The following is an 11,687-nucleotide window of genomic DNA, read 5'->3' as shown; positions in this document are numbered from 1 at the left end:
GCGAGGGGGGGCCGGGCGCGGACTCAGTGCGAGTCGCGGGGCACCTCATGGCCCCGGCTGCCGCGCAGGAAGCCGAAGTCGGCACCCCGGTCGGCCTGTTCGACGTGCTGGGTGTAGAGCCAGGTGTAGCCGCTGGTGTACTGGGGTGCGGGCGCCTGCCACGCGGCGCGGCGGCGTTCGAGTTCGGCGTCGGCGACGTCCAGACGCAGGGTGCGGTGCGGCACGTCGAGGACGACCGGGTCGCCGTCCCGCACCAGGGCGAGCGGCCCGCCCACCGCGGCCTCCGGCGCGACATGCAGCACCACGGTCCCGTACCCGGTGCCGCTCATCCGGCCGTCGCAGACGCGCACCATGTCGGTGACGCCCGCCTTCAACAGCTTGGCGGGCAGGGGCACGTTGGAGACCTCGGGCATGCCCGGGTACCCCTGGGGACCGGCGTTGCGGATGACGATGACGGTGTTCTCGTCGACGTCGAGGTCCGGGTCGTCGGCGACCGCGTGGTACGCCTCGGGGGAGTCGAAGACACGCGCGGGGCCGCGGTGGGTGAGCAGGTGCGGTGACGCGGCGGACTGCTTGACCACCGCGCCGTCGGGACACAGGTTGCCGCGCAGCACGGCGGTACCGGAACCGGCGGGCTGGAACGGGTCGTCGAGGCCGGTGATGACGTCCGGATCGACGCGCTCGGCACCCGCCACGTTCTCGGCGATGCCCCGGCCGGTGACGGTGACCGGATCGCCGTGGAGCAGTGCGCCGCGGAGCAGTTCGGCCATGACGGCGGGCAGCCCGCCCGCGTAGCAGAAGTCCTCCATCAGGTACTTTCCGCTGGGCATCAGATTGACCAGGGTCGGCACCGCGCGGGCGAGGTCGTCGAAGTCCTCCAGGCTCAGCTCGACGCCGACGCGTCCGGCGAGGGCGGTGAGGTGGATGATGGCGTTGGTGGAGCCGCCGATGGCCGCGTTGACCCGGATGGCGTTCTCGAAGGCCTCCCGGGTCAGGATCCGCGACGGGCGCAGTTCCTCCTCCACCATCCGCACGATGCGCTGCCCCGCCGCCTGCGCGGTCTCCATCCGCCGGGAGTCGACGGCGGGCCAGGCCGCCGAGCCGGGCAGCTGCATGCCGAGCGCCTCGGCCAGGCAGGCCATGGTGGACGCCGTACCCATCGTCATGCAGTGGCCGTGGGAACGGGCCATGCAGCCTTCGGCGAAGAAGCACTCCTCCTGTGTCATCCGGCCGGTCTTCAGGTCCTCCTCGAACTTCCACACATGCGTGCCGGAGCCGACGTCCTGGCCGCGGTACTTGCCGTTGAGCATCGGACCGCCGGTGACCATGACGGCGGGCAGGTCGACGCTCGCGGCACCCATGAGCATGGCGGGCGTCGTCTTGTCGCAGCCGGACAGCAGGACGACGCCGTCGAGTGGATTGGCCCGGATCAGCTCCTCGACCTCCATGGCCATGAGGTTGCGGTAGAGCATCGCGGTGGGACGCATCAGCGTCTCGCCGGTGGCCATGGTGGGGAACTGGAGCGGGAAGCCGCCCGCCTGCCACACCCCGCGCTTGACGGCCTCCGCGACGCGGGTCAGATGGGCGTTGCACGGGGCGAGTTCGGAGGCGCTGGTCGCGATGCCGATGACGGGACGCCCGTCGAACACCTCATGTCCGAACCCCTGGTTGCGCATCCAGGAGCGGTACACCATCCCGCTGCGGCCCTCCGCGCCGAACCACGCCTGGCTGCGGCGGCTCGTCGTCCTCGCGTCCGTCATGTGCCTGCTCCTGTGGCTCGTATGCCGATCGGTGCGCGGTCCCGTAACGTAAGGCAATCATTAAATGATTCGATGAATGCCGTCCAGGGGGTGAGCGAAGATCGTGGTGCGTTTCCGGACCATGCATCAGCGCGTGGTCGACGAACTGGGTCAGCGGATCGTCGGCGGCGCGTGGGAGCCGGGGCAGCCGCTGCCGGTCGAGGACGCGCTCGCCACCGAGATCGGGGTGAGCCGTGGCGCGCTGCGGGAAGCGGTCAAGGCCCTGGCGGCCAAGGGGATGCTGGAGGTACGCCCGCGCACGGGCACGCGCGTGCTGGCCCCGGAGCACTGGAACCACCTGGACCGGGACGTACTGCGCTGGAAACAGGCCGGGGAACCCACGGCGCTGCTGCGCGACACGGGTGAACTGCGCCGGATCGTCGAGCCGGAGGCGGCCCGGCTCGCCGCCGACCGGGCCGGTCCGGACGACGTGCGTGCCCTGTACGACGCCCTGGCGGCCATGGAGACCGCGGCGGCGCGGCCCGAGCGCGGCGGCTACGTCGAGGCCGACATCGCCTTCCACCGCGCCCTGTTGGACGCGAGCGGCAACCGCCTCCTCGGCTCACTGGGCCGCGCGGTCGACATCGCGCTGGAACACAGCTTCCACGTCAGCACCCAGACCCCCGGCGCCGTCGAGGCCTCCCTCCCGGCCCACCGCGCCATCGTGGACGCCGTGGCGGCGGGCGATCCAGCGGCGGCGTCGGCAGCGGCGCTGGCGCTCGTCGAAGCGACCGAACAGGAGATAGCCGAGTCGCCGGGGCTGCCGCGGGACCCTGACTGACGCGGTTCCGCGAGCACCGCGTCACGGCGCACGCCAGCACCGGCTAGGTTTCCGGGGGGAACGTCTCCCGCATCGCCTGGACCATGGCACGCGCACCGGCCGATCGCTCGGCCGCCGTGACCATGACCGTCTCCCTCCGGATGACGAGCGCGGGGTCGCGGACGCGCAGCCACTTCACGCCCCGTGGGACGGCGTCCGCCGCCAGCCGGGGGAGGACGGAGACGCCCAGTCCGGCGGCGACCAGCCCCAGCCGGGTCTGCCAGCCGCGGGCTTCGTAGGCCACCCGGGGTGCTTCCAGGGTGGGCCAGGCACCGAACTGGGGGCTGCCCTCGTCACCGGTCCCGACGATCCACGGCTCCTGGGCCAGGTCGTCGATGTGCACCTCCTCCCGGGAGGCCAGCGGATGGTCGGCGCTGACGGCCACGCCCATGCCCCGGCCGGTGGGTACGGCTTCGACGCGCAGGTCCGTGAAGTCGTAGTCGGGAAGGCCTTCGCCGATCGCCACCACGGCCACCTCGATACGTCCCGCGCGCAGGCGCCGCAGCTGGGCGGGGCTGGAGGCTTCCCACAGGCTCACGGTGAGGGCCGGGTGCGCCTCGCGCAGGCGGGCGATGGCCCGCGGCACCAGGCTCGCCGCCGCGGTCGGATACGCCCCGACGGCCAGGCGGCCCGCGAGACGGTCGCGGAGCCCGGCGATCTCCAGTTCGGCCGACTCCAGGTGGGCGATCACCTGCCGTGCGTGCCGCAGCAGGGCCTCGCCCGGCCGCGTCGGCCGCACACCGCGGGCGTGCCGCTCGAACAGCGGGACCCCGGCCGCGGCTTCGGTGACGCTGACCTGCCGCGAGATAGCGGACTGGGTGTAGCCGAGCGCCTCCGCCGCCGCGGTGAACGACCCCCGCTGGGCCACTTCCAGCAGGACGCGCAGGCCCGTCAGCGTCAGTTCCGACATGGTCGGGACGATATGCGTGGGGTTCAGGGCTGGCAAGCGAGCCCCTCCCCGGCACGCATGGCTCAGCTGACGGGCGCGTCCGCGGCGTACGCGCTGTCCCGCTGGGGTTCGAGGGCGGCGAGCCGTGCGCGGACGGTGCCGGTGACCGCGTCGTAGGCGTCGGAGTTCAGCAGGAGCCGCAGGGGAGGATCGTCGGACAGCGCCGCCTCGATGGTGGCGTGGGCGACCCCCGACTGACTGCCGGGCATGTCCTCGACCCGGACCTCGGGGACGTCCACCGGGCCCCCACGGTACGGCTCGCTGAGCGGAACCCGCTGGGCGGCGTCGTAGAAGCTGGTCCTGACCATGCCCGGTGCCACGAGCATCGTCCTGATCCCGAACGGGGCGACCTCGGTCGCCATCGCCTCGAAGTAGCCCTCCACGCCCCACTTGGTGGCGTGGTAGATCGCGAATCCGGGGAACGTGATGTGCCCGCCCATGCTGGACATCTGGACGAACACGCCTCCGCCCTGCCGCCGAAGGTGCGGGACCGCGCGGCGGGCGAGCTGGATCGAGCCGGTGAGGTTGGTGGCGAGCACCGCCTGGACCTGCTCGTCGGTGAGGTCCTCGGCCGTGCCGAAGACGCCGAAACCGGCGTTGGACACGACGACGTCGACACGCTCGTGCTCGGCGAAGGCGCGGCCCGTCACCTCCTCGAGCTGGGCGGTGTCGGTCACGTCGAGTCGGGCGCGCCACAGCCGGTCGCCGTACTTGGCGGCGAGGTCGTCGAGCCGCTCGGGCGTGCGCAGGGTGGCGGCGACCCGGTCGCCCCGCTCCAGCGCCTGCTCGGTCAGTTCACGTCCGATGCCGCGGGAGGCTCCGGTGATGAGCCAGGTGGTCATGGTCTCCGTCTCCTGTCATTCCGGGAACACCTCCAACGTCCCTCCGGTCTGCCATGTGCACAAGCGATGTTTTGCGATGCCAGCCATGAGCTGTGCGCATGGCTGGTCGTTGGGTGCCGTCCTAGTCGGTGTCCTCCTCGAACGTGGCGTGCAGGCGCCGCGTGTGGTCCACGTGGCGTTCGGCCCCGGTCAGCGTGACCCTGGCCGTCAGGCGCGGGTCCGTGCTGGAGGCGGCCAACCGCACCTCCAGTTCGCCCGGTTCGACGACCCGTCGGCCGTCTCGTCCGGTGAAGGATGCGAGGTCGGCCGGGACCGTGACACGGATGCGGCGGGCCTCGCCGGGTGCCAGCTCCACCCGGGTGTAGCCGACCAGGCGCTGCACCGGCTGGACGACGGAGGCGACCGGGTCGTGCAGATAGAGCTGGACGACCTCGGCCCCGGGCCGTTCGCCGGTGTTGCGGACGGTGAAGGCGAGGGTGAACTCGCCGTCCGTCGGCGCCGCTTGCGCGGTCACCGCCAGATCGGTCCAGTCGAAGCTCGTATAGGACAGGCCGTGGCCGAAGGCGAACGCCGGGGTCGGATCGATGTTGGACACCTCGCTGGCGTGCGCGAGCCGCGCGCCGAGGTACGTGGTCGGCTGGGAGCCCGGCCCGCGCGGCACGCTGACCGGGAGACGTCCGGAGGGATTGACCCGGCCGCTGAGCACCCCGGCGATCGCGTGGGTGCCCTCCTCGCCGGGAAAGAAGGACTGCACGATCGCGGCGGACTCGTTGGCGGCCCGGCCGAGGGCGTACGGCCGTCCGGCGAGCAGCACGGTGATCACGGGAGTGCCCGCGTCGAGCAGGCAGTCGAGCAGTCGCTGCTGCGCGCCGGGCAGGACGAGCGCCTCGGCGTCGCACCCCTCCCCGCTGGTGCCCTGCCCGAACAGCCCGGCGCGGTCACCGAGCGCCACCACGGCGACGTCGGCCTCGCCCGCCACCCGGGCGGCCTCGCGCAGGCCGGAGAGGTCTCCGTCGTCGATTCCGGTGCCGTGGGCGACCGTGATCTCGGCGTCGGGGAACTCGGCGGCGAGTGTGTCGCGCAGCGTGGGCAGTTCGATGCCGAGCGGGGTCCCGGGGTGGCGGACGCCGATGTGCTGGGGGAAGGAGTAGCAGCCCAGCACCGCGGTGGGCTCGGTCGCGTTGGGGCCGATCAGGGCGATGCGGCGGGGCCGGGGGAGGGGCAGGGTGCCGTCGTTGGAGAGGAGGACGACGGCCTTCTCGGCGATCTCGCGGGCCAGTCGGCGGTTCTCGGGCGGGTCCAGGTCGATCTTCCCGCGCAGGGCGTCCGGGTCGTCGAGGTCGGCGCCGTCGAGCGCGGGCGGTACGGCGCTCCAGCCGGAGTCGAGCAGGCCGAGCATCGCCTTCTGCAGGAGGACGTGGCGCAGGGCGCGGTCGATGAGCCTCTCCGGTACGCGGCCCTCGGTGACGGCCCGCACGAGGGGGGCGCCGAAGGTCTTGACGTTGGGCAGTTCGACGTCGACGCCCGCCGCGAGTGCGGTACCGGCGGCGTCGGCCCAGTCGGCCGCGACACCGTGCAGGGTCTTGAGGAAGGCGATGCCGAAGTAGTCGGCGACGACGGTGCCTTCGAAGTCCCAGGTGTCGCGGAGCAGCGCGGTCAGCAGTTGCTCGTCGGCGGCGGCGGGGATGCCGTCGGTGTCGGTGTAGGCGTGCATCACGGAGTGGGCGCCGCCCTCGCGGAGGGCCATCTCGAACGGGGGCAGCAGGACATCGGCCCGCTCGCGCGTCCCCATGGGAACGGGGGCGAGGTTGCGTCCGGCGCGGGAGGCGGAGTAGCCGACGAAGTGCTTGAGGGTGGCGAGGACACCCGCGGACTGAAGGCCCCGTACGTAGGCGGTGCCGATGGTGCCGACGAGGTAGGGGTCCTCGCCGATGGTCTCCTCCACGCGCCCCCAGCGGGCGTCGCGCACCACGTCGAGGACGGGCGCGAGACCCTGGTGGAGGCCGACGGAGCGCATGTCACGTCCGATGGCCGCGGCCATCCGGCACACCGCGTCCGGGTCGAAGGTGGCGCCCCAGGACAGCGGGACGGGGTAGGCGGTGGCGCCCCAGGCGGCGAATCCGGCCAGACACTCGTCGTGCGCGACGGCGGGAATGCCGAAGCGGTTCGCCGCGGCGATGCGGGCCTGGGTGCGTGCCAGGGAGAGCGCGCCGACGGCCGGGTCGACGGGGACGGTGCCGAAAGGGCGGGTCAACTGCCCCAGTCCGCTGGGCAGCAGGGCCTCGAGATCGACGGCCTCCTCCATGTCGTGCTGGTGCGGGGCCACTTCACCGCCCTCGTTCGAGGCGCCCACCCACACTCCGTACAACTGGGCGGTCTTCTCCCGCAGGGTCATCGCGCCGATCAGGGCGTCGACCCTCGTGGTGGCGGGCAGGGACGGGTCGTTCCAGAGGGGGATTCCGGGGGTGGGCTCTACGGCCACGTTGGCGGTCACTTTCCTCCCACGCCCGTCCTCCCTGGACCAGGGGCGACGGGCGAACAGGTAGACGAGCGGGAACAGAAGGCCGTCTCGGGCCTGGAGTCGACGCGGTCCCGGGACGACGGTCACCGGCTGAACCCGGCGGTCAGACCGCTGAGCAACTGACGGCGGCCGAACGCGTACAGGACCAGGACGGGCAGGGTGGTCAGGACGACGGCGGCGAGGACGGCGGGGACATTGACGCCGTACTGGCCCTGGAAGGACCACAGCGCGAGGGGCAGGGTCCGGCGCTCGGGGCTCTGGGTGAGGACCAGCGGCAGCAGGAACCCGTTCCAGATGGTCAGTGCGTTGAAGATGGTCACCGTGAGGATGGCCGGTCGGGTCAGCGGCGCCGCCAGCCGCCACAGGGTCGTCCATTCGGTGGCGCCGTCGACCCGCATCGAGTCGAACAGTTCCTTGGGCACGTCGCGGATGAAGTTGGCGAGCACCAGCACGGACAGCGGGATCGCGAAGGCGATCGACGGGAGGACCAGCGCCAGCAGGCTGTCGTAGAGGTGCAGCTTGATGATGATCAGGTTGAGCGGGATCACCGTCGCCTGGAGCGGGATGGCCAGACCCATGAGGAACAGCCCGTTGATCCCGCGCAGGACCCGCATGCGCCAGCCCCGTACGATCGCGTAGGCGGCCATGAAGGAGAACACCACCGCCGGTATCACGGCACCGGCGGTGACCACGACGCTGTTCACGAAGTAGCGGGCGAAGTCCGACTCGATGACGAGCCGGTAGTTGTCTAGGGTGGGGTCGCCGGAGGGCACCAGCGGGTTGCTCGCGTAGTAGCGGCTCCGGTCCTTGAGGCTGGTGATGAGCGTCCAGTACAGGGGTACGGCGACGATGACGAGCCAGAGCCATCCGGCCAGTCCGCCGAACCAGTTGCGGCGGCGGGCCGCGGGACGGGAGGGGCCGCGACGCTCGTGGGGGGAGACCTTCCCGGGCCGCTGCGGCTTGGTCAGCGTGGTGGTCACGTCAGGCCCCCTCGAGTTGGCTGTCACCGGCGTCCCGTCCCCCGATCCGGCGCAGCAGCAGGGCGAGTGCGAGGCCCACCAGGACGAGGATGACGGCGATGGCGCTGGCCGGTCCCATCAGGTTGGCCTGGAAGCCCCGCTTGTACATGTCCAGCGCGAGGACCCGGGTGGCGTCCGCGGGGCCGCCCTCGGTCAGCACGAAGATGAGGTCGAAGAAGGTCAGCGACCCGACCACCATGAGTGTGGACGAGGTGATGATGGTGTACTTCAGCTGCGGCAGCGTGATGCTGAAGAACTGCCGGATCCGCCCGGCGCCGTCCAACTGGGCCGCCTCGTACAGGGACTTCGGGATCTGCTGGACCCCGCCCTGGTAGATGAGCGAGTGGAACGGGACGAACTGCCAGGAGACGACGAAGATGACGACCCCGAAAGCGAGCCAGGGCCGCCCCAGCCAGTCCTGGCTGAGGAACCCGACGTCCAGTCCGGCACCGAGCCCGAAGTTGGGGTCCAGCAGGGCCTCGTAGGCGATCGCGATCGCCGCGGAGCTGAGCAGCAGCGGGACGAAGTACACCACGCCCAGCACCGCGCGGTAGCGCTGGCGTCCGGCCAGGAACGTGCCGAGCAGAATGCTCGCCGGGGTCTGGACGACCCAGGACACGGCCATCACCAGGAACGTGACCCACAGGGCGTGCGGCAGCCCGGGATCGGTGAGCACCTCACGCCAGCTGGTGAGGCCAGAGGCGTGGATGCTGCCGTAGCCGTCCCAGGTGGTGAAGCTCAGCACGAAGACACCGACGAGCGGGATCACGGCGAAGCCGACGAAGACCACCAGCGCGGGCATCGCCAGCCACGGCAGGATGCTGCGCGGCGCGCGACGCGGCGGATGGCTGGTGAGCGCGCTCATTTGCCGATGACCGCGTTGAGGTTGGTGGCGAACTCCTGGGGCGAGACGGACCGCTGGAACAGCTTGACGATGTTGTCCAGCAGCGTCTCGGCGGCCCTCGGGCTGAGCGCCTGGTCCCAGGACTGCTGAAACGTCTTGGCGTTGCTGGCGATGTCATAGGTGAGCTGGAGGAAGTCGGCGCTGTCGGAGGCGGCCAGCAGCTTCTCCGTGCCCAGCCGGACGGGCACCGACCCGTTGTCGATCCACTTCTTCACCTCCTCGTCCTGGAGGACACCGTTCGCGAAGAAGTCCTTGGCGATCTTCTTCTCCTCGGCGCTGGCCTTCGAGGAGATGGACAGGTACTGCGCGGGGTTGCCGACACCGTTCTTCGGATCGCCCTTGCCGCCCTCGACGGGCGGGAAGTTCATGAAGCCCAGCTTGCCGCTGGAGACGAAGTCACCCCCCTCGGTCTTCTGGATGCCGTACGACCAGGCGCCGTGCAGCATCATGGCGGCCTTGCCGGTGTACAGCAGCGCCTGGTCGGCGTTGGAGTCCGCGGTGATCGAGGAGAAGCCCTTGATGAAGCCGTCGGCCTCGACCAGGTCCTGCACCCTGGTCAGCGCGGTGATGGCGGCCGGGTTGGACCAGGCGTCCTTCTCTCCCTCGATGACGGCCTGGAACACCTCGGGACCGCCGATGCGGTCGAACAGGAACTCCAGCCACATCATGTTGGTCCAGCGGGACTGCCCACCGAGGGAGAACGGCGCGATGCCCTCCGCGTTGAACCTGGGCACCAACGCCATGATGTCGTCCCAGGACTGTGGCGGTTGCACGCCGACGCGGTCGAAGACCTCCCTGTTGTAGAAGAGGACGATCGGCTGCACGTTCTCGCACGGCATCGCGTAGATCTTGCCGTCGACGGTCGCCGCGCCGAACGACGCCGGGAGCAGCCGGTCCTTGACCTCGGCGTGCTCCTCGAACCACGGGGTGAGGTCCTCGACCTGGTCCGCCTCCACGTAGGAGCGCAGTGTCCCGCCGCCCCAGCCCCAGATGATGGTGGGCGCCTTACCGGCACCGAGGGCCGTCTTGATCTTCGTCTTGTACGCGTCGTTCTGGAAGCTGGTGTCCTTGATCTGCGTGTCGGGGTTGGCCTTGTTGAACGCGTCCACCGCGCCGCCCCTGACGCCTTCCTGCGGCTGGCCGCTGAGGTACCAGTACGTGGCTCCATCGCCGCCCCGGCTGGGACCGGACGAGCCGCAGGCCGACAGCGCCGCGGAGACCGGCACGGCGGCGGCCATGCCGAGAAGGGCACGACGGGAAAGGGATATCTCCATGTCTGTTCTCCGCACTCGAGAGCCTCGGGCTACTCGTGAGTCGTGGTGAAAACGTTTCGAAATGTTTCGAGACTTGGCCCGTACGGGCTACCTCATGGAGCGTGTGCGTGAAAGCTAGGTTTCGGGCTGATGCGCTGTCAAGGCATGTGCACGGACGGAGTTGCAGGGCGATCACCTGCGTAATCTTGGGTGAGCAGGGGTATCGATAACTCTCGGCGGGGACCGAAACCCTTCGGGTGCCGAGCCCGGGACAGAAAGACGTTGAGGTGGCGGGCCCGGGTTGTCGTACGGTTGACCGGTTCCACCCGCGTTGGCGGCCACGACCGGCGGCTCACCACACCGGTGGACGTACTGTGGGGAGGAACCGATGCCACCGAACGTCAGGCGCACCACTCTGGCGGACATCGCCCAAGCGGCCGGAGTCTCCGTCGCGACCGTGTCCAAAGTGGTCAACGGCCGCGGTGAAGTAGCGGCGCACACCCGCGCCCGGGTGCAGGAACTGCTGCTTCAGCACGACTACCTCGCGCCGGTGTTCCGCAACACCGAGGTGATCGGGAGCCCGACGATCGAGGTGCAGTTCAAGGGCGGCCTCAAGTCGTACGTGGCCGAGGCGCTGGAAGGCATCATGGACTCCGCCGCCGCGGCCGGGGCCTCGGTGGTGATCAGCAAGGCCTCCCACGCCCCGCACTGGGCCCGGGACCTGGTCGCGGCCGGGCGCCGCGCCGTCATCGCCGTCACCAGCGTGTACACCGCCACGCACCTGAAGGAACTGGCCCGGGCCGGGCTGCCGTTGGTCGTGCTGGACCCGCTGCACTTGCCGGACAGCCGGGTCAACAGCGTCGGGGCGACCAACTTCGCCGGTGGTCTCACCGCGACCCGGCACCTGCTCTCCCTCGGCCACCGCCGGATCGCCTACCTCGGCGGACCGACCATGGCCGTGTGCAACCAGGCACGCATGCACGGCTACCGCGCCGCCATGGAGGCGGAAGGGGCGCCCGTGCCCCAGCCCTACGTCCGCCCCGGGGAGTTCACGTACGAGACCGGCCTGCTCGGCGCCGCGGCGCTGCTGGACCTGGACGACCCACCGACGGCGATCTTCACCGGCAACGACGAGATCGCCCTGGGCGTCATCGAGACCGCCCGCGCCCGGGGCCTGCGCATCCCCGAAGACCTGAGCGTCGTCGGCTTCGACGACACGCATCTCGCGCAGATGGCCTCACCCCCGCTGACCACGGTGCGCCAGCCCCTGCGCGAGATGGGCGCCGCCGCCCTGCGCACCGCCCTGCGCCTGGCCAACGGCGAGAAGGCCGAGTCCCACCACATCGAACTCGCCACGGAACTGGTGGTACGGGCGTCTACGGCGCCGCCGGGAGGGTAGGGCGCGGGAGGTCGGTGTCCTGCCGTATGCCAGCGGTTGAAGGGCAGGGGTCGACGTGCTCGGGCCAGGCCGCCGGGTGGGTCAGCCGCGGGTGCGGCCGGTTCCACGCTTGCGCGGTCGCTTTCCCTTGGGGACGTGGACCCTCGGCGGTGTCGGCTGTCGCGTCGCGCGATCCGAGTAC

General features: G+C 70.9%; 9 protein-coding genes. 2 read left to right on the top strand and 7 right to left on the bottom strand.

What is annotated here, in order from left to right:
- Positions 1 to 23 precede the first annotated feature (23 nt).
- Positions 24 to 1,760 (bottom strand): IlvD/Edd family dehydratase, encoded by a 1,737-nt coding sequence (locus ACFVQG_RS27675; RefSeq protein ID WP_383388468.1) that lies wholly within the window; start codon positions 1,758 to 1,760, stop codon positions 24 to 26.
- Positions 1,761 to 1,881: 121 nt separating this feature from the next.
- Between ACFVQG_RS27675 and ACFVQG_RS27670 the strand changes: the two genes are divergently transcribed.
- Positions 1,882 to 2,580: a FadR/GntR family transcriptional regulator gene (locus tag ACFVQG_RS27670; RefSeq protein ID WP_383388466.1), complete on the top strand. Its 699-nt coding sequence runs from the start codon at positions 1,882 to 1,884 to the stop codon at positions 2,578 to 2,580.
- Between the two features lie 43 nt (positions 2,581 to 2,623).
- Here ACFVQG_RS27670 and ACFVQG_RS27665 read toward each other — a convergent pair whose 3' ends face one another.
- The 6 genes from ACFVQG_RS27665 to ACFVQG_RS27640 form a co-directional block, all read right to left on the bottom strand.
- Entirely contained in the window at positions 2,624 to 3,529 is a 906-nt protein-coding gene (locus ACFVQG_RS27665) for a LysR family transcriptional regulator (protein ID WP_383388464.1), read from the bottom strand.
- Positions 3,530 to 3,591: 62 nt separating this feature from the next.
- Positions 3,592 to 4,410, bottom strand: a complete 819-nt coding sequence (locus ACFVQG_RS27660; RefSeq protein ID WP_383388462.1) for an SDR family oxidoreductase — start codon at positions 4,408 to 4,410, stop codon at positions 3,592 to 3,594.
- Positions 4,411 to 4,531: 121 nt separating this feature from the next.
- Entirely contained in the window at positions 4,532 to 6,904 is a 2,373-nt protein-coding gene (locus tag ACFVQG_RS27655; protein ID WP_383388460.1) for a glycoside hydrolase family 3 N-terminal domain-containing protein, read from the bottom strand.
- 110 nt (positions 6,905 to 7,014) lie between these two features.
- Positions 7,015 to 7,911 (bottom strand): carbohydrate ABC transporter permease, encoded by an 897-nt coding sequence (locus tag ACFVQG_RS27650; RefSeq protein ID WP_383388456.1) that lies wholly within the window; start codon positions 7,909 to 7,911, stop codon positions 7,015 to 7,017.
- A 1-nt stretch (position 7,912) separates the two neighbouring features.
- Positions 7,913 to 8,815, bottom strand: a complete 903-nt coding sequence (locus ACFVQG_RS27645) for a carbohydrate ABC transporter permease (RefSeq protein ID WP_383388453.1) — start codon at positions 8,813 to 8,815, stop codon at positions 7,913 to 7,915.
- Complete coding sequence (locus tag ACFVQG_RS27640) at positions 8,812 to 10,128, bottom strand: ABC transporter substrate-binding protein (protein ID WP_383388451.1); 1,317 nt, start codon at positions 10,126 to 10,128, stop codon at positions 8,812 to 8,814. The genes ACFVQG_RS27645 and ACFVQG_RS27640 overlap by 4 nt, the downstream gene beginning before the upstream one ends.
- Positions 10,129 to 10,495: 367 nt before the next feature.
- On the opposite strand from ACFVQG_RS27640, the gene ACFVQG_RS27635 reads away from it, so the two are divergent.
- A complete protein-coding gene (locus ACFVQG_RS27635) occupies positions 10,496 to 11,506 on the top strand; it encodes a LacI family DNA-binding transcriptional regulator (RefSeq protein WP_383388449.1) in 1,011 nt (336 codons plus the stop codon).
- The last annotated feature ends 181 nt before the right edge of the window (positions 11,507 to 11,687 follow it).

The organism is Streptomyces sp. NPDC057877 (assembly GCF_042796855.1).
Taxonomy (GTDB): Bacteria; Actinomycetota; Actinomycetes; order Streptomycetales; family Streptomycetaceae; genus Streptomyces.
This window is presented reverse-complemented; position numbering and strand designations above follow the sequence as displayed.

Excerpts from the sequence above, each read along its gene's own strand:
- ACFVQG_RS27635 (WP_383388449.1), top strand. The coding sequence starts at position 10,496 with ATGCCACCGAACGTCAGGCGCACCACTCTGGCGGACATCGCCCAAGCG.
- ACFVQG_RS27645 (WP_383388453.1), bottom strand. The coding sequence starts at position 8,815 with ATGAGCGCGCTCACCAGCCATCCGCCGCGTCGCGCGCCGCGCAGCATC.
- ACFVQG_RS27665 (WP_383388464.1), bottom strand. The coding sequence starts at position 3,529 with ATGTCGGAACTGACGCTGACGGGCCTGCGCGTCCTGCTGGAAGTGGCC.
- ACFVQG_RS27670 (WP_383388466.1), top strand. The coding sequence starts at position 1,882 with ATGCATCAGCGCGTGGTCGACGAACTGGGTCAGCGGATCGTCGGCGGC.
- ACFVQG_RS27675 (WP_383388468.1), bottom strand. The coding sequence starts at position 1,760 with ATGACGGACGCGAGGACGACGAGCCGCCGCAGCCAGGCGTGGTTCGGC.
- ACFVQG_RS27660 (WP_383388462.1), bottom strand. The coding sequence starts at position 4,410 with ATGACCACCTGGCTCATCACCGGAGCCTCCCGCGGCATCGGACGTGAA.
- ACFVQG_RS27640 (WP_383388451.1), bottom strand. The coding sequence starts at position 10,128 with ATGGAGATATCCCTTTCCCGTCGTGCCCTTCTCGGCATGGCCGCCGCC.